Origin of the sequence: Salinivibrio sp. VYel1, from assembly GCF_009377945.1 — a bacterium.
Lineage (GTDB): Bacteria > Pseudomonadota > Gammaproteobacteria > Enterobacterales > Vibrionaceae > Salinivibrio > Salinivibrio siamensis.
The window spans coordinates 1-22,782 of the sequence record NZ_RSAM01000008.1; the positions used below are offsets into that span (position 1 = coordinate 1).

Here is a 22,782-nt window from a genome sequence, read left to right on the forward strand (position 1 = left end):
GTCCGCCGCTCGACGTCCAGTAAATCCACCGAAGCTTCAATACTGCCGTTTCCGCTCGACTTGCATGTGTTAGGCCTGCCGCCAGCGTTCAATCTGAGCCATGATCAAACTCTTCAATTTAAGTTTTGGTGTTTGCTTTCCCAAAAGGAAAGACAAACGGCTCGATAAATACTGTTTTGTTCGTCTCTTACGAGACAAACGAATTGACTGTGCCGAACAACTATTAAAGTTGTCGTTTGGTCACTCAGTTCATCGAATAAATCTTTTTGTCTATTCTCAACGAGTGCCCACACAGATTGCATAGGTCAAATTGTTAAAGAGCGTGTTGACTGAGTGGTTGGCATTTCGTGACTTGCGTCTCGTTGCCCCGTCAACAGGAAGCGCAGTATAGAGATCTCAGTTTTTCCCGCAACCCCTAAACATAAAAAAAATGCGCCTTGCTACTCGTTTGTTCACAAAACAAACAAAAGTAGACAAAAGGCGCTTTTTTAGTCAGCAAGAACGGAAAGTGGCAGGTCTTCACCCGTTCTTATTTTCAATCACTCTTAGTGCGAATGCTGTTTTTCTTCCGCGCGTTCTTTAGCTCGGCAGTAACGTACAGAGCCCCACGCCATCAGCAGGAGTACAAAAGGTATCGCACCGGCTGTCCATTGTGCCCACGTATAATAGGCAAGTGTCTCTATGATGATGACATGGCCAAGGATCAATAAAGCCGCGCAGATTATCGCGACGACCATCATACTCAATTCTGATTTCATCCTTTTCCCCCTCAATGTTGTGTACGTGTTGAGTTTATCGAGGGAGACGCACGGTAGATTAGTACAGATAGTTCAGTATTCGGCTGTGACAGTTGAGTGCACAGATAAAGCTGAGATCGAGCTCGCAATCTGTGTGAGCCCCTCCAAGCTCTGACTATCATTGACCCCTTCGGCATTTTGCCTTCCCACAATCGAGACGTTCAGTCGAAAGCAGTGATTAAAGCGTCCGTCACTGGCAAATAGTGCACCCGGTGCGATTGTCACGCCATAAGGCCTGAGTGCTTGAAAGAGGTCGCGCGTATCGATGCCCTTATCGAGCATGATCCACAAAAAATAGCCGCCTGTAGGCTGACTCATCACCGTAGAGGGAGGTAAAAGTGCTTTTAGCCTTGTACGTATCATCTCATGGCGGGAAGACAATGTTTCGCGTAATCGCCGTAGGTGCGAGTCATACCCACCTTGCTTTAAATAATCGGCAATCGCCAATTGGTTAGGTGCGCCGACTGCCAAACTCGATACAGACTGGCGCTTCTCTATTTGCATCGCATAACAGCCTGCCGCTATCCAGCCAACCCGAAAACCCGGTGCGAGTTGTTTCGAAAACGAGCCACAGTGCAGCACGCTACCCTGCGTATCGTAGGCTTTAAGCGGCATCGGCCTTGTCTCTGAGAAAAACAGCTCGCCATAGACATCATCCTCTATCAATGGCACTTGATACGCAGCGAGTATGTTGACCACATCTGGCCTGCGATGCGCTGGTATCGACGCGCCCGTGGGATTATGGAAGTTGCTCATCAACCAACACGCACTGATCGAGTGAGACGCTAAGGCATGTTCCAGTGCATGGATATCGACCCCTGTTTCAGGATCAACCGCGACGGGAACGGCTTCAAGCTGTAAACGTTCGAGTGTCTGCAGCACCCCGTAGAACGCGGGGGCTTCAATAATCACCTTATCTCCTGGCTTCGTCACTGCCGCTAGAGACAGACTCAATGCCTCTATTGCCCCATTAGTAATAATGATTTCATCAATACTAACTTTAATTCCTTGGCGGAGATAACGCTGTGCAATCTGTCGACGTAGGCCGATATCGCCCGGCGGTAAAATCGTGAAGTGATCGGGATGAGAGGATTGACGCAGCACTCGCGCCATCGCGCGGCCAAGCGCTTGCATGGGAAATAACTGAGGATCAGGAAAAGCTGAACCAAATGGGTAGTACGCGCCTTTATGGCTAGCACTGATCACATCAAGCACGTCCTGGTGGGTGTCGAGCCACTGAGATTGCGCTTGTGGTCGTGCCAATGCATCCACCGCGAGCTTGTTATAATGAGGCCGCACAAAAAAGCCAGAGCGCGGACGCGCCTCAACCCAACCATCGGCTTCTAATTGCTCATAAGCTCTCATTACCGTCATTGGGCTAACGTGTTGAAGCCGACTCATCTCCCTCACCGAAGGGATCCGATCACCGACTTGCCAAACACGCTGCTGAATTTGTGTTTCGATCCAGCTGGCAATGTCTCGATAACGCATTTGCACACTACTACTCCCTGTTATTGCCCAGACGGCGATCATACCTTGGCAAGTAACAATTGACGGGATGGAATGTAGCGGAGTGTGACCTGATCAGCGCTAATCCTTACCCACAACGAAAAAAGCCCCAGTCTTTTGACTGGGACTTTTTTGGGATTTGGTGCCGAGAGAGGGACTTGAACCCTCACACCCGTTAAGGCGGCGGATTTTGAATCCGCTGCGTCTACCAATTCCGCCATCTCGGCAAGTGGGGGCAATTATACGTACCGACCTTTGGAGTGCAAGTAATAAAAATAAAAATCCGTTCGTTCGCACTATTTTTAACCAATTCAAGCCATTCAGCCACATTGGTGCTGAATTTGTCCCCAAAAGGCATCGCAAAACCGAGGTATAAGCTTACTCACTGTCTGCCGGTCTATGCTAGGCTAGCACCGAATTGAGTACTGGGGTGTGAACAATCAAATGCAAACTTCTTCTATCGCTTGCCCAACCGCAGGCTTTTTCCGGCGTTTAGCCGCTTGGCTTTATGATCTCCTCGTCGTGGCGGCTTTGCTCATGCTCGCCGGAGGGGGAATGATGGCAATACTCGCCCTAGCACAAGTGCTAGGCATGTCGATTGCCCCTTACCAAGACATCAGTGATTTCTTAACCCATCACCCGATAGTCAATCCACTTTATACTGCGTATCTGGCCTGTGTCATCGGTGGTTTTTATAGCTACTTTTGGTGTAAAGCCGGACAAACGCTGGGCATGCGCGCGTGGCGGCTTAGGTTACAAAATACCGATGGCAGCAACATTCGTCCCACTCAAGCCATTATTCGTTTGGCCACTGCCTGCTTTGGCCTCGGGAATCTGGTTGTTCTTTTCGACATTAATAACCGTGCATTTCAAGACCACTTCGCCGAATGCGACATGATTGTGCTTCCCAAGCCCACTAAGAACAAAAAAGACTAATCACCTCTCTCGGCTGGGCACCTGCTGCGTGCCCTCCCCTACCTATCGGCTCACCGTTATAAATTGATATAAGACAATAAATGGGTTGATTTCTACCTATTCATCAATCCGTTATTTTTTAGGTTTTATTCATCACACGTAAAGCGACTGATTGACTAAATAATCAAAGCTCGCACATAAACTCATCATTAACTCAGCTTTCAGCACCGTAGAGGAAGCGAGCCCAACATCATTTAATCAATAAAAAACCAAGCCACACAAAAAGAGGAAATAATAACTACGCATAAATAATAACACCACATTCAGTTTTATGGAGTTCACCTTTTTGGTGATCCATTAACCACCTCTTCTTTTGTGAGATATCACTAAGAAGTGAAAAGGGAACCACTTTTACAATGAATGCAAAGCCATGTACCACGGCATAAAAATAATAAATAACGTGAAATTAACGGAATTACCTCAATACGTGTAGCGCACTATAGATGCTAATAAGAGGTATGAGGAGAAAGTATGAGTACTCACAGTGTTCCCGAAAAAAAAGGCTGGTTATCGAACTTAAAGTTCCCGTCCGCCTATACCATTCTATTCATTCTTATCGCCGTCGTCGCCGCCCTGAGCTGGGTGGTGCCCGCCGGTCAGTATGAACGAGAGTATAATGAAGAGCTCGGTCGAGACGTTCCTATCTCAGGGACTTACGAACAGGTTGACAGTAACCCTCAAGGCATTATCGATGTCCTGCTGGCTCCCATTGACGGTTTTTACAACCACCAAACGGGTGAAGCGGCCGCCATTGATGTCTCGCTGTTCATTCTGATCATTGGTGGCTTTTTAGGGTTGGTCACCAAAACCGGTGCCATTGATGCGGGGATTGAACGCGTCACCAAGCGTCTAGAGGGACGCGAAGAGTGGATGATCCCCATTTTGATGGGCTTATTTGCCGCCGGGGGCACCATTTATGGCATGGCTGAAGAGTCCTTGCCTTTTTATACGCTACTTGTGCCTGTGATGATGGCTGCGCGCTTTGACCCTGTAGTCGCAGCGGCGACGGTACTGCTTGGGGCAGGGATCGGTACGTTAGGCTCAACCATCAACCCGTTCGCGACTGTGATTGCAGCCAATGCCGCAGGGATCCCTTTCACTGATGGTATCCTCCTGCGTCTTGCGATCTTAGTCATTGGCTGGCTTATTTGTGTTGTCTATGTCATGCGCTATGCGCGCAAAGTACAAGCCGATCAGAGCCAATCGATCGTTTATGACCAGTATGAAAGTAATAAAAAACACTTCCTGGGCGAGCACGACGACAACCAAAGCCTTGATTTTACGGCCACACGCAAAGTGATACTGACTATTTTTGCCGGTGCCTTTGCCGTGATGATATATGGTGTTTCATCTCTTGATTGGTGGATGGCAGAGATCTCAGCCGTCTTCCTGGGGGCTGCCATCATCATTGGCCTGATTGCACGCATGAGCGAAGAGGAAATCACCACCAGCTTCATTGATGGGGCGAGAGACCTACTCGGTGTGGCGCTAATCATCGGCATTGCCCGCGGGATCGTGGTGATTATGGATAAAGGCATGATTACCGACACCATCCTTAATAGTGCCGAGAGTTTAGTCAGTGGTTTGTCGTCTTTCGTCTTTATTAACGTGATGTATTGGCTGGAAGTGTTACTGTCATTCTTGGTGCCTTCTTCATCTGGCTTGGCAGTGCTCACCATGCCAATTATGGCGCCATTGGCCGACTTTGCGAACGTTGGGCGAGAATTGGTAGTAACGGCCTATCAATCGGCTTCGGGGCTCGTCAATCTCGTTACACCTACCTCCGGCGTGGTGATGGGTGGCTTGGCCATTGCCCGCGTGCCTTATGCGAAATGGATAAAATGGGTCGCGCCGTTGCTTGGCATTCTTACCATTATGATCATGGCCATGCTTAGCCTTGGTGTCATGTTATAACATCAGGCATCAACTAAGCGTAGAGCGCATTGGCTATCAAGCAGTGCGCTTTTTTATTTCTCTCACGTCCCCTGATATAACTGCACACTTCCCTACCCCGTTCACACCTCTATTACATTATTAACACAAAGCGATTTAATACCGATCGTCATCACAAATAGAAACAAAAATCGCTCTGCATTTGTTAAATATAAATACCACTAAAGATAATCATTCATTTAATGCGCATAAGGTGAAATGAAAATAAAACATAAAAGGCATAAAAAATACAAATACCCCGCTATAAACCTAGCACCATAAAAATAATGTCGTTACACACGCAATAAAAGTGACTAAGTATTAAAAACCATTTTTTAATACTGCCATAAATACCATTAACACAGGGTAAAAACCACGAAACGGAGGCAATGGCTTCAATGTGATCTAACTTCAAGTTCAACCGGCTCACCGCGTTAGAATAAATTTGTACCCAATAAAAACCTGCACTTTTTATTTCCCTTCCGATAAAAAGCCAAGCAGAGATATACGGAGAAAGAAAGATGAACAACTTCTATGTCGGCTCTGAAATTGGTCAATTACGCACCGTGATGTTGCACCGCCCCGAGCGTGCTTTAACCCACCTCACCCCCTCGAACTGTCATGACTTACTTTTCGACGATGTTCTGTCAGTTGAACGTGCGGGTGAAGAGCATGACAAATTCGCTCAAACACTGCGCGATCAGGGCGTTGAGGTGCTATTGCTGCAAAACCTGCTTGCCGAGACGCTGGATGTACCCGAAGCCAAAGCCTGGCTAATGAACCTTAAGATCTCGGACTATACCTTTGGTCCGTCATTTGCGAACGATATTCGCTGCTATCTCAATGATCTCCCTCACCACGAGCTCGCATCAATGTTCTTAGGAGGGCTGGCGTACTCCGAGCTACCGATTACCACGACCTCCATGTTACAAGCGATGCATGCCCCATCGGACTTTATCATTGACCCCCTGCCTAACCACTTATTCACACGTGATACCTCGTGCTGGTTATATGGTGGTGTGTCGATTAACCCCATGGCCAAACCGGCGCGTAAGCGTGAAACAAACCACTTGCGTGCGATCTACAAATGGCATCCTCGCTTTGCGAACGGCGACTTTATTACCTACTTTGGTGCACAAAACATCGACTACGACAATGCCACCATTGAAGGCGGCGATGTCACTGTCCTAGGGAAAGGCGTGGTATTGATTGGCATGTCTGAACGCACCACGCCACAAGGGGTGGAAAACCTCGCGTCCAGCCTGTTCAAACATGGACAAGCCAAGCAAGTAATTGCCATGGAGCTGCCAAAACATCGCTCTTGCATGCACCTAGATACCGTGATGACCCATATGCGTGAAGATACTTTCTCGGTGTACCCCGAAGTGATTCGCAAAGACATCAAATGCTGGAGTCTGACCGGTGACCGTAGCGGCCATCTCAATGTACGCGAAGAAGATTACTTCCTCACCGCCATCGAAAAAGCCCTCGATGTCGGCCCACTGAACCTGATCACTACCGGCGGCGATAGCTTCGAAGCGGAACGTGAACAGTGGAATGACGCCAACAATGTCTTGACCGTGCGCCCAGGTGTCGTCGTCGGCTACGAGCGTAACACTTATACCAATGAGAAATACGACAAAGCTGGGATCACTGTTCTATCCATTCCGGGTGATGAGCTGGGTCGCGGCCGCGGCGGCGCACGCTGCATGAGCTGCCCGATTCATCGTGATGGTATTTAATCCTCGTATGGGCTGAGCGCCTGGCTCAGCCCCCACCGACTGTAGAGAGAAAAACTATGAAAAAACCCACTGTCGTCGTGGCACTCGGAGGCAACGCCCTGCTCCGTCGAGGCGAACCTTTAGAAGCCGACATTCAACGTGCCAATATCGCCAAAGCGGCCAAAACCATTGCCGCTATCGGCGAACAATACAACGTGGTGCTCGTCCACGGTAATGGCCCTCAAGTTGGTTTACTGGCCCTGCAGGGGCTCGAATACAAATCCGTGACACCTTATCCTTTGGACGTGCTAGGTTCAGAAACCCAAGGCATGATTGGCTATATGCTGATGCAAGAGTTGCATAACTTAGCGCCAGACCAACACGTGTCTTGCATGCTGACCCAGATGACGGTCGATCCTAACGATCCTGCGTTTGCGAATCCCACCAAGCCAATAGGCCCGGTATATGACCAACAAGAGGCCGCCCAATTGGCCGAAAAATATAGCTGGGATATTAAACCGGATGGCCAATATTATCGTCGTGTTGTGCCCAGCCCACAACCTACTGGGATTGTCGAAGACGACGCTATCGCGAGCCTCATCGACCAAGGGCACTTAGTGATTTGTACGGGAGGGGGCGGTATCCCTGTGATCCAAGAAGGGACTCAGCTAAAAGGCATCGAGGCAGTCATTGATAAAGACATGTCTGCCGCCTTCCTCGCCCGTCAAATCAATGCCGATGCGCTGCTTATTTTGACCGATGCCGAAGCGGTTTACCTCGATTATGGTGAGCCAAGTCAACGCGCACTTGCCGACACAACGCCCGATGATCTCAGCCAATATCCCTTCGATGCTGGCTCTATGGGGCCAAAAATTGATGCCTCCTGCGAGTTTATTCGCCAAGGCGGCAAGCTAGTAGGTATTGGCGCCCTCGAAGATGGCCTTGCTATCTTGGCAGGCCAAGCTGGCACACGTATTCGTCCACACTCAATCAATAACAACAATATTTCTCACGGCCAGCCTACCCCTGCACAGGCCTGAGACCAATAACAAAGAGGATTGCCCACTATGGCTTTTAATCTACGCAACCGTAACTTCCTAAAATTACTGGACTTCACTCCTCGTGAGATCCAACACTTTATCGATATGGCCATTGAGCTGAAAAAAGCGAAATACAATGGCTACGAAACGCCCCGTCTAAAAGGCAAAAACATCGCCCTTATCTTTGAAAAAGCGTCAACACGCACCCGCTGTGCCTTTGAAACCGCTGTTTTTGATCAAGGCGGCCAAGTGAGCTACATCGGCCCAACGGGGTCACAAATTGGCCATAAGGAGTCGATGAAGGACACCGCACGCGTATTGGGTCGGATGTATGACGGCATTGAATACCGCGGCTTTGGCCAAGACATTGTGGAAGAGCTGGGTGAGTTCGCAGGGGTACCTGTCTGGAATGGATTAACCACAGAGTTCCACCCCACCCAAATTTTAGCTGACTTAATGACCATGCTCGAGCATGGACGCGGCAAGCAACTGCACGAAATGCGCTTTGCTTACTTAGGCGATGCCCGAAACAACATGGGGAACTCTCTGATGGTGGGTGCCGCTAAAATGGGGATGGACATCCGCTTAGTGGCTCCGAAAGCATTCTGGCCAGAAGAAGAGCTAGTCGCACAGTGTCGTGCTATCGCCGAAAAAACCGGCGCACGCATTACGCTGACCGAAGAGGTACAAGAAGGCGTGAAAGATTGTGACTTCTTGTATACCGACGTCTGGGTGTCGATGGGTGAGTCTAAAGAAGCGTGGGATGAACGCGTTGCGCTCATGAAGCCCTATCAAGTCAATATGGATGTCGTGAAAGCCACTGGCAACCCGCACGTGAAATTCATGCACTGTCTTCCTGCCTTCCACAATAACGAAACCACAGTGGGGGCAGAAATCGAAGAAAAGTATGGGTTAAAAGGCCTAGAAGTCACAGAAGATGTGTTTGAGTCAGACTGCTCAATTGTGTTTGATGAAGCAGAAAACCGTCTCCACACCATCAAAGCGGTGATGGTCGCCACCCTTGGCGATTAACGCCACCTGAGCGAGGGCGCCGAGTGGCGCCCTACTTCTCAATATTGACACCACCCAGTGACACCCATCAAAGTTTCATTTAAAAGCAACTGATAGCATATGCGATTGAATCACGCATTATTAGCTTTATGCGCTGATATTGACGTGAAATGCCGTTTATTATAAGGGGTTGCCCGTGGTTAATGATGCAATTCTATCGGTAAAAACGACCACTCCGGAGGACGATATCCTCTCTGCGTGTCGACACCTGCTGCAAACGCAAAGCTTTACCACCCAAGATGCCGTTCGCCAGCAATTGGTTCAACTCGGCTATCTTGATGTCAGCCAGTCGACCGTTTCACGCCTATTATCCAAGCTCGGGGTCGCCAAAGTACCCAATGCGCATGGACAAAAAGTCTACGCACTCAGCGGAGATATGGAGCCTGTCTACGCGGTGTCTTCTGTCGGCTCACAAATCGATGACATCACCTGTAGCCAAGCCATGGTGGTAGTGAAAACCCACCCTGGGGGCGCCCAGTTGATCGCTAGATTACTCGACTTGCACCGACATCCTTTGATCTTAGGAACGGTAGGCGGGAACGATACTGTCCTGGTCGCACCACGCCAGCTCAATGAGCTTGCCGCCTGCGAGCAAGTGGTTCGAGACCGCCTTGCCCCTGAGTAAACGGCTTTACGTGGCAAGCTAACCGTTGCAGACTATAGGTGTCGCTTTTTATAACAAAGGAACAGACAATGACCCAAGTACTGCAAACCGAGCAGGCGCCAGAAGCTATCGGTCCGTATTCGCAAGGCGTTGACCTTGGCAACATGGTGCTGACCTCAGGCCAAATCCCCGTCAACCCAGTGACTGGCCAGATCTCTCCTGAAATCACCGCACAAACACGTCAGTCTCTCGACAACGTCAAAGCGGTGGTAGAAGCTGCTGGGCTTAAAGTGAATGATATTGTTAAGCTCACCGTGTTTGTCAAAAACATGGAAGACTTTGCGGATGTCAACAAAGTGTATGGTGCGTTCTTTGATGAACACGGTGTGGAAAGCTACCCTGCTCGTTCATGCGTTGAGGTCGCACGCCTGCCCAAAGACGTTGATATCGAAATTGAAGCGATTGCGGTGCGCCAAGCCTAATTGGTAAGCGACGGCAACGAAAAGCTATTTCAGCGAAAAGCTACTTCCAGCGAAAAGCTAATGCAAAAGCGGCGCCTCCAGGCGCCGCTTTTTTATGTCGTGATGGCATAGCGCACACTTATCAACAGCGCGCCATCACATCGATACGTGATAAAACGTCAGCAAACCAAGCGGTGAAGCGCTCGGGGGCGTCCACCATCGCCTGCTTGACTTCATCTTCAGACCACCAGCGGCAGTCTGCTACCTCATCTGGGTTAGGGATCATGTCGACATGGTTGACTTCACAGGCGATGACTTGATCTAATTCATGCTCTATCAAGCCGTTATCCAACTCGGCACGGTATTCAAACCAAGGTCCCATGGTAAAATCAAGCGGGCGCGCTATCCCTAACTCTTCATACAGGCGCCGTTTTGCCGCCGCCGCAACCGGCTCATCTTGTTTGGGGTGCGAGCAGCATGTATTGGTCCACAATCCACCACTATGATACTTATCGAACGCGCGACGCTGTAGCAAGTACTCACGCTCACCCTGCTCATTGCAACGAAACAACATCACTGAGAAGGCCATGTGCAGCCATCCTTGCTGATGGGCCTCCAACTTTTCAGCGATCCCTTGAGGTTCACCGCTCGGTGAGACCAAAACCACATGGTGGCGCTGGGTTGAAGTCATAAACCTATCCTCAATTAGCGAACGCCTTGATTGCGCTCCGCCACTTCTGCATCAAGTTGTTCGAGCTTGCTTTTCATCACCTGGTGGCAATGCTTCGCGAGGTCACGGACATTGTCTTTATCGTAGCCTGTTGACGAAATTGGCGCCATCACTTCAACAATCACATGGCCGTTGTTCCAGCGGTTCGCTTTTAGGTGGTGCGTGGAGCTACATACTATGGGAATCAAGGGGACGTTCGCACCGATCGCCGCATGAAATGCGCCGGTTTTAAAGGGCAATAATCCGCGCCCGCGTGAACGTGTTCCTTCGGGAAATAACCATACGCTCAACTGTTTGGCTCGGATTTTCTCTGTGACCTGCGCAATGGTTCCCATGGCTTTACTGCGATTGGCACGATCAATCAATACATTGCCCGTGAGCCAATAGAGCTGACCAAAAATGGGGATCCATAACAGGCTTTTCTTACCCACGGTGACCGCGCCAGGCATCAACGCATTCGATAAGGTTACCATATCCCAATTGCTTTGGTGGTTGGCGATACACACGCTAGCGCCAGGCTCACGAGGTGCCCCTTCTGCGAAGCGCAGTTCAAGGCTAATCCCGAACAAACCAGAGAGGCGTCCAAACCACTTACTGATATGGTAGCAATTACGAGGGTTGCGAGGGCTTAACAAGCAATACAAACCACCAAAAACAAACAGCAAAACAGCGACAATCAATAAAGCCAGCAGTCGCACGACAAAAATCATTTCTCTCTCCAAAGAGCAGGCGTGAAAGGCGAGTCAGTATACCGATTCAGCGCAAAAATGCACCCACACCGCCCCTGGGTTCAGGGGCGGTAGCGACTTAGTGTTCGGGCAGGATTTCGATTTGATCGACGCGCTGGAGACCACGCGGCAGCATACTGCCTCGTCGACCTCGCTCGCCACGATAATGAGTGAGATCATCCGGTTTTAAGGTCAGTTTGCGCTTCCCTGCGTGCAAGGTCACCCCGGCATTGGCCGGCACCACATACAGTTGGCTTAACACCTCTTCACGTGACTTGGCGCGTGCGCCAGGAATATTAATGATCTTATTCCCTTTCCCTTTACTCAGTTGCGGAAGCTCATGGACCGGGAACACCAGCATGCGGCCTTCATTGGAAATCGCGACAATCAAATCGCTTTCCAAATCACCCACCTGGCGCGGAGGCATCACTTCGGCTTGATCTGGAACCGTCAATAAGGCTTTACCGCTGCGGTTTTTGGAGAGCATATCCGCTTGCTTGCACACAAAACCATAACCGGCGTCCGAGGCCACCAAGGTGAGCTGCCCCTCATCCGCCATTAATACATGACGAATAGACGAGCCTGGGGTGATATTAATTCGCCCGGTAATCGGCTCACCTTGGCTGCGCGCGGATGGCAAGGTGTGCGACTCTATGGCATAGCTGCGACCATCAGACCCCAGGAAAACCGCGGGTTGGTTACTTTTACCCGGTGCCGCGTCGAGGAAATTGTCGCCTGCTTTGTAATTAAGGCCAGTGGCATCCACATCATGCCCTTTGGCATGGCGGATCCACCCTTTATCTGAGAGCACCACAGTGATGGGTTCGCTGGGGACTAAGTCACGCTCGGTTAACGCTTTGGCCTCCGCTCGCTCAACCAGCGGTGAACGACGGTCGTCCCCGTATTTTTCCGCATCCGCGAGGATTTCTTTTTTGATTAAGGTATTCAAGCGACGATCTGAGCCGAGCAACTTCTCTAGCTTATCGCGCTCTTGGCTCAATTCATCTTGCTCACCACGGATCTTGATTTCCTCAAGCTTGGCTAACTGGCGTAATTTGATCTCAAGGATCGCTTCTGCCTGTTTCTCGCTCAAACCAAAACGTGCAATCAGCTCGGCTTTAGGCTCATCCTCACTGCGGATGATTTCAATTACCTCGTCAATGTTTAGGTAAGCGGCCAGTAAGCCTTCTAGAATATGCAGGCGGGCGAGGACTTTTTCTAACCGGTGCTCGAGGCGGCGTCTCACCGTCTGGCGACGGAACGTTAACCACTCAGATAAAATGCCATGTAACCCCTTAACTTGTGGGCGTCCATCAAGGCCAATCATATTAAGGTTAACGCGGTAGTTCTTCTCTAGATCGGTCGAGGCGAACAAGTGATCCATCAGTTGATCACAATCGACACGGTTAGAGCGCGGCACAATCACAATCCGGGTGGGGTTTTCATGATCCGACTCATCACGGAGATCGTCTACCATCGGCAGCTTTTTCGCCCGCATTTGATTGGCGATTTGCTCTAGCAGCTTAGCGCCCGATACTTGATGAGGCAGCGCAGTAATCACAATTTCATTGCTTTCTTTATGCCAAAGCGCGCGCATTTTGATAGAGCCCCGTCCGCTAGCATAGAGCTTTTTCAAATCTGACTTCGGCGTGATCACTTCCGCTTCGGTAGGGTAGTCAGGCCCCTGTACATGCTCCAGTACACCGTCTAAGTCCAAGCTCGGCTTATCGATCATTGCGGCCAAGGCGTTGGCAAGCTCACGCGCATTGTGTGGCGGGATATCCGTTGCCATCCCTACCGCAATCCCGGTGATCCCATTGAGGAGAATATGCGGTAAGCGTGCCGGCAAGGTTTTAGGCTCTTTCATGGTGCCATCAAAATTAGGCCCCCATTCAACCGTCCCTTGCCCGAGTTCTTGCAGCAACACTTCTGAGAAGCGTGATAAGCGTGATTCCGTGTAACGCATCGCCGCAAACGATTTAGGATCGTCAGGTGCGCCCCAGTTGCCCTGACCATCCACCAGCGGATAACGATAGGAAAACGGCTGAGCCATCAATACCATGGCCTCGTAACACGCCGAGTCGCCATGAGGATGGTATTTACCCAGTACATCCCCGACAGTACGCGCCGATTTTTTATATTTTGCCGTGGCGGATAGCCCCAGCTCTGACATCGCGTAAATGATCCGGCGCTGCACTGGCTTTAAGCCATCGCCGATAAACGGCAGTGCGCGATCCATGATGACGTACATCGAGTAATTGAGGTATGCGTCCTCAGTGAACTGGCGCAGAGCAAGTTGCTCTACCCCATCATAAGTCACCTCTGTCATGCGAATAAGATCCCGTTATAGTGATTTAGATATCGATAAGCTCGGCCATATCGCCTTTTTGCTGCAGCCAATGGCGGCGATCCTCTGCCCGTTTTTTACCCAGCAGCATATCCATCAGTTGCTGCGTCTGCTCATCATCATCAATAGTGAGCTGAACCAGGCGACGAGTATTGGGATCCATGGTGGTTTCACGCAGCTGTAACGGGTTCATTTCCCCCAAACCTTTAAAGCGTTGCACATTGATTTTGCCGCGTTTATTGCTCAAACGCTCAAGGATCCCTGCTTTTTCATCTTCATCCAAGGCATAAAAGACCTCCTTGCCACAATCAATGCGGTAAAGCGGCGGCATTGCCACATACACATGGCCAGCCTGAACCAAGGCTCTAAAGTGTTGCATAAAAAGTGCACATAGCAAGGTCGCAATATGTAAGCCATCGGAGTCCGCATCGGCGAGGATGCAGATTTTATCGTAACGAAGATTACCCAAGTCCCCAGAATCAGGGTCAATACCCAGCGCCACAGAGATATCATGTACTTCTTGGGAGGCCAAGACTTGGTCTGCGGAGACTTCCCATGTATTGAGGATCTTACCTCGAAGCGGCATCACCGCTTGAAATTCGCGATCCCGAGCCTGCTTAGCTGAGCCACCCGCTGAGTCCCCCTCGACCAAAAATAGCTCGGTACGACTTGAATCTTGCATCGCACAGTCAGTGAGTTTGCCGGGTAGCGCTGGGCCTGATGCCACTTTCTTACGCACCACCTTCTTCGCGGCACGCATGCGGCGATGGGCACTGGCAATACACACTTCCGCCAAACGCTCAGCAAGGTGTGGGCGCTCGTTCAGCCACAGGCTAAAGGCATCTTTGACCACCCCAGACACAAACGCCGCACATTGGCGAGAGGACAAGCGCTCTTTGGTTTGCCCCGCAAACTGTGGGTCTTGAATCTTAACCGACAGCACGTACGCACAGCGCTCCCAAATATCATCGGCGGTCAGCTTTACACCGCGAGGGAGAAGGTTACGGAACTCACAGAATTCACGCATCGCTTCCAGCATCCCTTGGCGCAAGCCATTTACATGCGTGCCACCTTGTGCCGTTGGGATCAGGTTGACATAGCTTTCTGTCGTTAGCTCGCCCCCTTCTGGCAACCAAATAACCGCCCAATCCGCGGCTTCGGTCTGGCCACTGAATTCGCCGATAAAAGGTGTTTCCGGCAGAACTTCATAGCCTTTGACACTGTCAGCGAGGTAGTCTTTCAACCCATCCTGGTAACACCAGGATGTGGTCTCATCGGTGTTTTTATCAGTGAGATTGACCGTCAGTCCCGGGCACAGCACTGCCTTGGCTTTTAAGATGGTTTTAAGACGGGCCAGTGAAAACTTGTCAGAATCAAAAAATTGGCCATCTGGCCAAAAGTGAACGCGCGTGCCACGGTTGCGACGACCACAGGTGCCCGTTACGGTTAAATCTTGTACTTTGTCGCCGTTTTCAAAGGCAATATCATACACTTGACCATCGCGCTTAACGGTAATCTCTACCCGATGAGACAGCGCATTCACTACGGAGATACCCACCCCGTGTAAACCACCGCTAAATTGGTAGCTTTTGTTGGAGAACTTACCGCCCGCATGCAGTTTGCATAAAATCAGCTCAACCCCAGAGACGCCCTCTTCGGGGTGAATATCAACCGGCATACCACGACCATCATCAATCACTTCCAGTGATTGGTCGGCATGGAGAATCACATCAATCTTGCTGGCATGGCCGGCTAACGCTTCATCGACACTGTTATCGATGACTTCCTGCCCAAGATGGTTAGGGCGACTGGTATCTGTGTACATACCGGGGCGTCGGCGCACGGGCTCGAGCCCATTGAGGACTTCTATCGATCCTGCGTTATAGTTTTGTTCTGTCATAATCGATTGGCTTAATAAATGTGATGACATGGTCAGCAAGGGGGATCCGCTTGTCAAGCGCGGCGCCAGATTGCCACAAGTTTCTGTGAGCTGCTATCCGTCTGCTGTGACGTAGCGGCTAAGATAGCACGAGCTTGCGTCTGTGTGCCTCTGTTTCAATGCCTCTAGCCTGATGGCGCGCTAGATACCAAGAAATTGGAGAATATCCCCACAGTAACGTTCAAAGCCGACAAAGCTATGATCGCCTCCCGGCTCAACCGTTTGTTGACTGGCACTGAATTTTGCCACTGCTTGGCGATAGTCCAGCACTTCATCACCTTCCTGTTGCAATAACCAAAATTGCTCAGGATGAGATAAGACCGGCACATCAATCTCACGCAAGGCGTTGATATCGGCAGCCTCGAGGGTGTAGCGTTCTTGGGTGTAAGGATTAACCTGTTCCCCAACATAGTCTTGCAAGAGTTCGTAAGGGCGAACCGCGGGGTTAACCAGTACAGCGGGCAGTTGATAACGCTCACTCAGCCAGGTGGCTAAAAAGCCTCCTAACGAACTTCCCACCAAACCCAACTGATGGGTTTCGCTAAAGCGCGTGATCAGTTCATTCAGTAACTGCACGGTGGGCTCAGGGTGACTGGGCAGTTGTGGCACCAACACCTCAATATCAGGACGATGCTGGGCGCAATAGTCTTGCATCTGTCTCGCCTTTAACGATTGCGGCGAGCTGTTGAAGCCATGAAGATAAAGCAACGCTGATGGCATGATTAATATCCGCTGGAGTCGAAGTCTGGCCGAAAGTGCTGACCGGTTACACGCGCCACTTGCGTTTCTACGCGCCCGTCGGCATACAGCTCAAGCCAGCGCCAACCTGGATTTTGGTTATCGAGCGCAAAGTCGTGTGAGTCTGGCATAAACTGGATACAGGTGGAGGGCGCCGCCATCACACGCGCACCTTGATAACGCACATCCAAGGCCTGATGAATATGCCCACACACCACAATTTTCGCTTGAGGATGACGCGCCATCACTTGCCAGAATGCCTCTCGGTTAGCCAATTTATGCTGATCTAACCAAGTGCTTCCTGCATCCAACGGATGGTGGTGCAGCAACACCAACGCATGGCGCTCAGGATGCGCGCTTAAGTGTGTATCCAAAAGGTTCAGTTGCGCTTGTGATAATTCGCCGTGCGGTACACCAGCCACCTGACTGTCGAGCAGCACCATTTGCCAATGCTCCCCCAACAGAACTTGCGAGCAAGAGCGAAGGGTATTTGACTGTAATACCGCGCTCATTTCTGGCTGATAATCATGATTACCCGGTAGCCAAAAGCAAGGCTGTGACCACCGGGCGATACCGTCGACAAAACGGCGATACGATAAAGCGGAGTGATCTTGAGACAGATCCCCCGTGGCAATAATGGCGTCGAAAGTCGGGTCAGTGGCACTGATGGCATCCAGCACCGCATGGTAGCTGCGAAGCGTATTGATACCCAGCAAGCTACCCTGCTCACTCGCGAACAGGTGTGTGTCGGTGATTTGCAAAAGACGAATACAATCGCCGTCGGCGTTATCTATCTGGCAAGACTGCAACGTTGAAAATACCTTTGCTGGTTTAGTTTAACGATGATTTATACATAGGATCAGACGCCACCACGCCACGGCGTAGGCAGTGGCCAAGCCAATCCGATAAAAATGCATTAACCTGATGTTTTTCGTCGCGCTGATGCATACGCGGATTCGGGTAATCATAACGTGGTTTTAAGCGTGAAATCTGCTGCGTGGTACACACTTCCGCGACCCGTGCATCGTGATACAAGCGCACTGTCAGGTTAGCACGTAAGTAATCGGGTGCGGCGCCTGGGCTCAACTGCGCAATATCCAGTAAGGTGGTATAGCGGGTTGACTCACGCACGACCAAGGCATATTCCTGCCCTTGGATATCGTATCGACACACCTGTCCCACCTCGTCACGCTTGGGCATCAAACGGACAAGTTTGGCGTAGTTGGTTTCATACAAGCGCATCATCGCTGGTAAGTCGACACGATATTCTGTTTTCACACACACCTACTGTCTATTTACTGTTTTGTTCATTATAGCTTTGACGCAAGCGACTGGCATTGAGTTCCAACCATTGCAACGCAATGATTGAGGCGGCGTTTTCAATCTCACCATCAACCACCTTTTGATAGGCGTGTTGGCGAGATAATCGATGCACCAAAATGTCTTCATTTTCACTGTCGAGGCCGTGCACGCCTTCCGCTTCCGAGGCATCAACAATTGCGACAAACACATCCAACTGTTCAGAACAACCACCAGAGCTGGATAAATAACGGGTAACACGCTCCATTTGATGCAGTAATAGCCCCGCTTCTTCCCGCGCTTCACGGTGGGCAACCTGCTCGGGGGATTGGTCTTTGTCTATCATCCCAGCCACAATTTCGAGCTGCCATGGTGTCGCGCCTGCTGCCATCGCCCCCACGCGGATTTGCTCAAGCATCACCACTTCATCACGGACGGGATCATAGGGCAAAACAGCCACCGCATGGCCACGTTCAAACAACTCCCGCACCACAGAGCCACTCCAGCCGCCTTCAAACAAGCGATGACGAAACTGATAACGCTGAATGGAAAAGAAACCTTGATAAAGCGAAGAAATATCCTCGATCACAATATCGTCGCGATCGAATTGTCCAGGCGGATAGTCTGACATGCGGGCTCCTTATCCTCGATGACACGAGCTGACGAATTGAAATGCTGAGTCACGCCTATACCCACTGGCCTGTGCCGAGCGGCAGCGCGCGTCTTTCTCGCACACCATAAACTTAACTTTTTTGATAAAAGTTACAACTATTTTTCAGTCCCATTTGCAAATTGGATAGTTTACACTCAATGTCCTAACAAATTGTCAGTTTCACGCAAGCATAATTAAGTTAAGCTAGAAGCTGTATGTTTATCGAATAGCACAGATTCAGGGATTCCATCTATGAAAAAATTGCTCCCTTTGGCGTTAAGCTTGGCACTCGGCAGCGTAAGCAGTGCAGCCCTTGCCGATGATCTCGCCCAAATTTATCAACAAGCGAAGCAAAGCGATCCCACTCTTAATCAAGCGGCCGCCGAGCGCGACGCAGCGTTTTCTGCTGTGGATGCCACTCGTGGCACCTTGCTACCGCAAATAGCCTTAAATGCGGGATACGCCATTACCCGTAATGATACCGATGACACACGCGATAACGATGTCACCACTGCCGATATCAGCTTAAGCCAACAGCTGTTCAAACGTGATAGCTGGGTCAACCTGGATATCAGTGAAATGCAGGCGCGCCAGCTAGATGCGACCTATGCCGCCCAACAGCAAGGGTTAATGCTACGTGTGGCACAAGCCTATTTTGACGTCTTGCGCGCCATGGACAAGCTTGAGTTTATTCAGGCAGAAAAAGCGGCGGTGGGCCGTCAGCTTGAGCAAACCAAGCAACGTTTTGAAGTGGGCCTTTCGGCGATTACCGATGTGCATGACGCCCAAGCGCAATACGATGCCGTACTGGCCGATGAAATTTTGGCCGAAAACGCGCTCACCAACAGCTATGAAGGCTTGCGAGAGATCACCGGCCAAGCCCCGAGAGACTTACGCGTACTGGACACTGAGCGCTTTAGTGCCAGTAACCCGCAGCAGCAACCGGCCGCACTGGTCAAAGTCGCCGAAGAGAAAAACCTCGAATTGCTCGCCAACCGCATTGCCCGTGATACCGCCAAAGAGCAGATTAAGCTGGCCAAAACCGGCCACCTGCCCACGCTGACCTTCAGCGCACAATACGGGATGACGGATGTTGATAACCAACACACGCCAGGCTCTATTGATTCCAACGAGGGGAAGGCTGCGCTCGACTTTAGCTTACCGCTCTTCACCGGCGGCAGCACCTCGGCCAATGTGGAAAAGGCGCAGCATGAGTATGTGGCCGCGTCACAAAGCCTGGAAGCCAAATACCGCAGCACGGTAAAAGATGTGCGCGCTTTCTATAACGACATCAATGCCTCAATTGGTGCGCTGCGTGCCTATGAGCAAACCGTGGTCTCTGCACGCTCAGCGCTAGAAGCCACTGAAGCAGGTTTTGAAGTGGGGACTCGTACCATTGTCGATGTGTTGGATGCTACGCGTCGCCTTTACGATGCCAACCGCAACCTCTCCAATGCGCGCTACGACTATATTCTAAGCCGTTTACGTTTACACCAAGCCATGGGCACCTTGTCTGAGCAAGACTTGCTCGATATTAACCAAGGGCTGGTTAAGCAAGAGTGATTCACGCTTGAGGCTTTAGTATGCAAAAAGGTGCCGACGGGCACCTTTTTTATTGTCATGAGTTGAAAGGGCAAGGCGCTATTGACCACGCCGGATCGACTCAATGATTTCTGTGGTAGAGCAGCCATCTTCAAAATTAAGCACTTTGACCTCTCCCCCGTTGGCGAGCACCGCCTCGGCACCAGCAATCTCGTTGACCTGATAATCACCGCCTTTAACGAGCAAATCGGGCAAGACTTCGCCAATCAGGCGCGCAGGCGTTTCTTCTCCAAAAGGAACCACCCAATCGACCGCGCCCAGCCCTGCCAGCACCGCCATCCGTCGATCGGTTGGATTGACCGGACGGCCGGGCCCTTTCAGCGCTTGGACTGATGCATCCGTGTTGACGGCAACAATCAGGCGATCGCCCAGTTTGGCTGCTTCATTGAGGTACGCCACATGGCCTGCGTGCAAAATATCAAAGCAGCCATTGGTCATCACCACTTTCTCACCTCGCCCTTGGGCGACGTGCACCGCATCAATCAGCTGCGCTTCGGTTGTTACGCCAAAGCCAGACTCGTGCGAGCCGTGTACCGCTTCGGTAAGCTCAATAGTAGAGAGGGTTGAGGTACCCAACTTACCCACTACCACGCCGGCCGCAGCGTTAGCCAGCGCACAGGCTTGCTCTATCGGTTTGCCCGCGGCCAATGATGCCGCCAATACCGATATCACGGTATCCCCCGCCCCTGTGACGTCGTACACTTCTTTGGCAAGCGTTGGCAAGTTCAGCGGCGCGGCATCAGGGCGCAGCAATGTCATCCCATGTTCACTGCGGGTGACCAACAAGGCACCAAGCTCGTATTGCTTGATCAACGCCAGGCCTTTTTCTTCCAAGCTTTGATCGTCCGTCACTGTGCCTGCCACCGCTTCAAACTCTGCCATATTTGGCGTCAGTAAGCTCGCCCCTCGATATCGTTCAAAATCCGTGCCTTTAGGGTCAACCAAGGTGGTGACACCCGCTTGTTTGGCGGCCTGGATCAATGTTTGTACCTCGGCTAATGCCCCTTTGGCATAGTCCGATAAGATCATCGCCTGCGCCTTAGGCAGAGCCGCCTCGACTTTAGCCAGCATGGGTGCCACATCCACACCCGCAAAACCCTCTTCAAAATCCAGACGAATCAACTGCTGGTTACGGCTCATTACCCGAAGCTTAGTAATAGTGGGATGCGAGTCTAGCGCCACAAAATCACAGTTAACATTTAACGAGTCGAGGGTTTGTGTGAGCGCATCAGCCTGTTCATCCTTCCCGGTCAGACCAATCAGCTGGGTATGCCCACCTAAGGCTGCGATATTCATCGCCACGTTCGCGGCGCCACCTGGGCGCTCTTCCGTTTGATTGATCTTCACTACAGGCACGGGCGCTTCTGGAGAAATGCGTCCCGTCGGTCCATACCAATAGCGATCGAGCATCACATCGCCGACGACCAGAACATTGGCTTGGCTATAATCAGGAAGGCTGAGTTTCATCTGGATCTCCGAATACTGTCGTTACCGAGCGATAGTAGCATAGCCATAGGCTAAATGGGGCGCTCTCAGGCGTGTGCTGCGCACAATCTCAACACTCACCGCACACACTCGCGCAGGACAGCGCCAAGAATTTACTCTACAATAGCGCGGGCCTCACGGCTCTTTCTGGTTTGGTTTTCATGAGTCATTAACGCTATGAGCGATTTTTCAGCCCCCACTTTTCGCATTGGGTTTCTTCACCCTCGCTATCTTCATACCTGGATCGGCGTCGGGTTAATGTATCTGGCCAGCTGGCTGCCTTATCGCGTCCAATTTTATATGGGCCGCGGCTTGGGTTACTTGATGCATACATTGATGAAACGCCGCGTTAAAATTGCCGACCGTAACCTAGCGCTGTGCTTTCCAGAGATGACGCCCGCTAACCGTGCTGCGATGGTGAAAGAAAATTTTGCCAACGCCGGCCTTGCCTTGTTCGAGACTGGTATGGCGTGGTTTTGGCCCAAATGGCGAATCAACAAGCATGTCACCATTGAAGGATTAGACACCCTGCTTGAGCTTGAACAACAAGGCAAAGGGGTGCTTTTAATTGCCGTGCACTCTCTAAATTTAGAGATTGGCGCGCGCGGCTTAAGCGAACAAACGCCTGGCGTGGGGGTGTATCGCCCCAATACCAACCCTGTGTATGACTGGTTTCAGTTCCGTGGCCGGATGAAGCGCAATATTGGCGTCGATCGCAAAGACGTTAAGTCGATGATCCATTACCTCAAAGAGGGTCATCGCATGTGGTATGCACCCGATCACGATTATGGTCGCCGCCGCTCCACATTCGCACCACTGTTTGCGGTCAAACAAGCTTGTACCACCACAGGCACCAGTTTGCTGACCCATGCCGGCCACGCCACCGTGGTACCATTTTCTGTGGTGAGAGAACGACGGCTTGGCCAATACCGCGTTAAAATCGACCCACCGATAACGGATTTCCCTAAAGAAGCGCATGCCGCAGCGGTGATCACTAACCAAGCGGTTGAACGACTGATCCTACGCGCCCCAGAGCAATATATGTGGTTGCATCGGCGCTTTAAAACCCGCCCAGAGGGTGAGCCTTCCTTATACGAGGGAATCTAGCTCCAAATAGGCCGCCAATCGCGGCCTCATTATTGCGCCTTACGC

20 protein-coding genes, 1 tRNA gene and 1 rRNA gene are annotated in these 22,782 nt (G+C 51.0%); 9 read left to right on the forward strand and 13 right to left on the reverse strand.

Features of this window, described 5'->3' with window-relative positions; genetic code table 11:
* The 4 genes from EHW58_RS08890 to EHW58_RS08905 form a co-directional block, all read right to left on the reverse strand.
* Nucleotides 1-120 (reverse strand): 16S ribosomal RNA (locus tag EHW58_RS08890); the annotation flags it as partial.
* A gap of 425 nt (nt 121-545) precedes the next feature.
* On the reverse strand, nt 546-758 hold the full coding sequence (locus EHW58_RS08895) for a hypothetical protein (protein ID WP_046074225.1): 213 nt from the start codon (nt 756-758) through the stop codon (nt 546-548).
* Between the two features lie 72 nt (nt 759-830).
* Complete coding sequence (locus EHW58_RS08900; RefSeq protein ID WP_227986299.1) at nt 831-2,288, reverse strand: PLP-dependent aminotransferase family protein; 1,458 nt, start codon at nt 2,286-2,288, stop codon at nt 831-833.
* Between the two features lie 158 nt (nt 2,289-2,446).
* Nucleotides 2,447-2,533, reverse strand: a tRNA-Leu gene (locus EHW58_RS08905).
* A gap of 217 nt (nt 2,534-2,750) precedes the next feature.
* Here EHW58_RS08905 and EHW58_RS08910 point away from each other — a divergent pair.
* From EHW58_RS08910 to EHW58_RS08940, 7 genes are all read left to right on the forward strand, one after another.
* Nucleotides 2,751-3,242, forward strand: a complete 492-nt coding sequence (locus tag EHW58_RS08910; RefSeq protein WP_152796001.1) for an RDD family protein — start codon at nt 2,751-2,753, stop codon at nt 3,240-3,242.
* Between the two features lie 510 nt (nt 3,243-3,752).
* Entirely contained in the window at nt 3,753-5,195 is a 1,443-nt protein-coding gene (locus EHW58_RS08915; RefSeq protein ID WP_152796004.1) for a YfcC family protein, read from the forward strand.
* A gap of 539 nt (nt 5,196-5,734) precedes the next feature.
* Complete coding sequence (gene arcA, locus EHW58_RS08920; protein ID WP_046074228.1) at nt 5,735-6,955, forward strand: arginine deiminase; 1,221 nt, start codon at nt 5,735-5,737, stop codon at nt 6,953-6,955.
* A 56-nt stretch (nt 6,956-7,011) separates the two neighbouring features.
* Nucleotides 7,012-7,974: a carbamate kinase gene (gene arcC, locus EHW58_RS08925; protein WP_152796006.1), complete on the forward strand. Its 963-nt coding sequence runs from the start codon at nt 7,012-7,014 to the stop codon at nt 7,972-7,974.
* 27 nt (nt 7,975-8,001) lie between these two features.
* Nucleotides 8,002-9,006: an ornithine carbamoyltransferase gene (gene argF / locus EHW58_RS08930; protein ID WP_046074230.1), complete on the forward strand. Its 1,005-nt coding sequence runs from the start codon at nt 8,002-8,004 to the stop codon at nt 9,004-9,006.
* A 175-nt stretch (nt 9,007-9,181) separates the two neighbouring features.
* Nucleotides 9,182-9,670 carry an arginine repressor gene (locus tag EHW58_RS08935; RefSeq protein ID WP_077578772.1) on the forward strand — a complete coding sequence of 163 codons (489 nt, stop codon included), beginning with the start codon at nt 9,182-9,184 and terminating at the stop codon, nt 9,668-9,670.
* A gap of 68 nt (nt 9,671-9,738) precedes the next feature.
* A complete protein-coding gene (locus tag EHW58_RS08940) occupies nt 9,739-10,131 on the forward strand; it encodes a RidA family protein (RefSeq protein WP_069361728.1) in 393 nt (130 codons plus the stop codon).
* 121 nt (nt 10,132-10,252) lie between these two features.
* Here the strand turns inward: EHW58_RS08940 and idi are convergent, their stop codons facing one another.
* The 8 genes from idi to nudF form a co-directional block, all read right to left on the reverse strand.
* On the reverse strand, nt 10,253-10,801 hold the full coding sequence (gene idi, locus EHW58_RS08945; protein WP_077668518.1) for an isopentenyl-diphosphate Delta-isomerase: 549 nt from the start codon (nt 10,799-10,801) through the stop codon (nt 10,253-10,255).
* 14 nt (nt 10,802-10,815) lie between these two features.
* Nucleotides 10,816-11,550 carry a 1-acylglycerol-3-phosphate O-acyltransferase gene (locus EHW58_RS08950; protein WP_046074234.1) on the reverse strand — a complete coding sequence of 245 codons (735 nt, stop codon included), beginning with the start codon at nt 11,548-11,550 and terminating at the stop codon, nt 10,816-10,818.
* A gap of 97 nt (nt 11,551-11,647) precedes the next feature.
* Nucleotides 11,648-13,897 (reverse strand): DNA topoisomerase IV subunit A, encoded by a 2,250-nt coding sequence (gene parC, locus EHW58_RS08955; protein ID WP_152796010.1) that lies wholly within the window; start codon nt 13,895-13,897, stop codon nt 11,648-11,650.
* Between the two features lie 25 nt (nt 13,898-13,922).
* Entirely contained in the window at nt 13,923-15,815 is a 1,893-nt protein-coding gene (gene parE, locus EHW58_RS08960) for a DNA topoisomerase IV subunit B (protein WP_077578850.1), read from the reverse strand.
* Between the two features lie 180 nt (nt 15,816-15,995).
* Nucleotides 15,996-16,574, reverse strand: coding sequence for an esterase YqiA (gene yqiA, locus EHW58_RS08965; RefSeq protein WP_077578775.1), 579 nt, complete (start codon nt 16,572-16,574; stop codon nt 15,996-15,998).
* Nucleotides 16,575-16,576: 2 nt separating this feature from the next.
* The gene (cpdA, locus tag EHW58_RS08970; RefSeq protein WP_077578776.1) at nt 16,577-17,401 is read right to left on the reverse strand and encodes a 3',5'-cyclic-AMP phosphodiesterase; all 825 of its coding nucleotides are present in this window, start codon (nt 17,399-17,401) and stop codon (nt 16,577-16,579) included.
* A gap of 22 nt (nt 17,402-17,423) precedes the next feature.
* A complete protein-coding gene (locus tag EHW58_RS08975) occupies nt 17,424-17,870 on the reverse strand; it encodes a DUF1249 family protein (protein ID WP_077459426.1) in 447 nt (148 codons plus the stop codon).
* A 13-nt stretch (nt 17,871-17,883) separates the two neighbouring features.
* Nucleotides 17,884-18,522: an ADP-ribose diphosphatase gene (nudF, locus tag EHW58_RS08980; protein WP_046074238.1), complete on the reverse strand. Its 639-nt coding sequence runs from the start codon at nt 18,520-18,522 to the stop codon at nt 17,884-17,886.
* Nucleotides 18,523-18,795: 273 nt separating this feature from the next.
* Between nudF and tolC the strand changes: the two genes are divergently transcribed.
* A complete protein-coding gene (gene tolC, locus EHW58_RS08985; protein ID WP_152796012.1) occupies nt 18,796-20,106 on the forward strand; it encodes an outer membrane channel protein TolC in 1,311 nt (436 codons plus the stop codon).
* Between the two features lie 78 nt (nt 20,107-20,184).
* On the opposite strand, the gene hldE is transcribed toward tolC, so the two are convergent.
* Complete coding sequence (gene hldE / locus EHW58_RS08990; protein ID WP_046074240.1) at nt 20,185-21,612, reverse strand: bifunctional D-glycero-beta-D-manno-heptose-7-phosphate kinase/D-glycero-beta-D-manno-heptose 1-phosphate adenylyltransferase HldE; 1,428 nt, start codon at nt 21,610-21,612, stop codon at nt 20,185-20,187.
* Between the two features lie 195 nt (nt 21,613-21,807).
* Between hldE and lpxL the strand changes: the two genes are divergently transcribed.
* Nucleotides 21,808-22,737 carry an LpxL/LpxP family Kdo(2)-lipid IV(A) lauroyl/palmitoleoyl acyltransferase gene (gene lpxL / locus EHW58_RS08995; RefSeq protein WP_152796014.1) on the forward strand — a complete coding sequence of 310 codons (930 nt, stop codon included), beginning with the start codon at nt 21,808-21,810 and terminating at the stop codon, nt 22,735-22,737.
* Nucleotides 22,738-22,782: the final 45 nt, after the last annotated feature.

What these genes read in the sequence shown, in the direction of transcription:
- EHW58_RS08895 (WP_046074225.1), bottom strand. Translation starts at nt 758, where the DNA reads ATGAAATCAGAATTGAGTATGATGGTCGTCGCGATAATCTGCGCGGCT.
- EHW58_RS08900 (WP_227986299.1), bottom strand. Translation starts at nt 2,288, where the DNA reads ATGCGTTATCGAGACATTGCCAGCTGGATCGAAACACAAATTCAGCAG.
- EHW58_RS08910 (WP_152796001.1), top strand. Translation starts at nt 2,751, where the DNA reads ATGCAAACTTCTTCTATCGCTTGCCCAACCGCAGGCTTTTTCCGGCGT.
- EHW58_RS08915 (WP_152796004.1), top strand. Translation starts at nt 3,753, where the DNA reads ATGAGTACTCACAGTGTTCCCGAAAAAAAAGGCTGGTTATCGAACTTA.
- arcA (WP_046074228.1), top strand. Translation starts at nt 5,735, where the DNA reads ATGAACAACTTCTATGTCGGCTCTGAAATTGGTCAATTACGCACCGTG.
- arcC (WP_152796006.1), top strand. Translation starts at nt 7,012, where the DNA reads ATGAAAAAACCCACTGTCGTCGTGGCACTCGGAGGCAACGCCCTGCTC.
- argF (WP_046074230.1), top strand. Translation starts at nt 8,002, where the DNA reads ATGGCTTTTAATCTACGCAACCGTAACTTCCTAAAATTACTGGACTTC.
- EHW58_RS08940 (WP_069361728.1), top strand. Translation starts at nt 9,739, where the DNA reads ATGACCCAAGTACTGCAAACCGAGCAGGCGCCAGAAGCTATCGGTCCG.
- idi (WP_077668518.1), bottom strand. Translation starts at nt 10,801, where the DNA reads ATGACTTCAACCCAGCGCCACCATGTGGTTTTGGTCTCACCGAGCGGT.
- EHW58_RS08950 (WP_046074234.1), bottom strand. Translation starts at nt 11,550, where the DNA reads ATGATTTTTGTCGTGCGACTGCTGGCTTTATTGATTGTCGCTGTTTTG.
- parC (WP_152796010.1), bottom strand. Translation starts at nt 13,897, where the DNA reads ATGACAGAGGTGACTTATGATGGGGTAGAGCAACTTGCTCTGCGCCAG.
- parE (WP_077578850.1), bottom strand. Translation starts at nt 15,815, where the DNA reads ATGACAGAACAAAACTATAACGCAGGATCGATAGAAGTCCTCAATGGG.
- yqiA (WP_077578775.1), bottom strand. Translation starts at nt 16,574, where the DNA reads ATGCCATCAGCGTTGCTTTATCTTCATGGCTTCAACAGCTCGCCGCAA.
- nudF (WP_046074238.1), bottom strand. Translation starts at nt 18,522, where the DNA reads ATGTCAGACTATCCGCCTGGACAATTCGATCGCGACGATATTGTGATC.
- tolC (WP_152796012.1), top strand. Translation starts at nt 18,796, where the DNA reads ATGAAAAAATTGCTCCCTTTGGCGTTAAGCTTGGCACTCGGCAGCGTA.
- hldE (WP_046074240.1), bottom strand. Translation starts at nt 21,612, where the DNA reads ATGAAACTCAGCCTTCCTGATTATAGCCAAGCCAATGTTCTGGTCGTC.
- lpxL (WP_152796014.1), top strand. Translation starts at nt 21,808, where the DNA reads ATGAGCGATTTTTCAGCCCCCACTTTTCGCATTGGGTTTCTTCACCCT.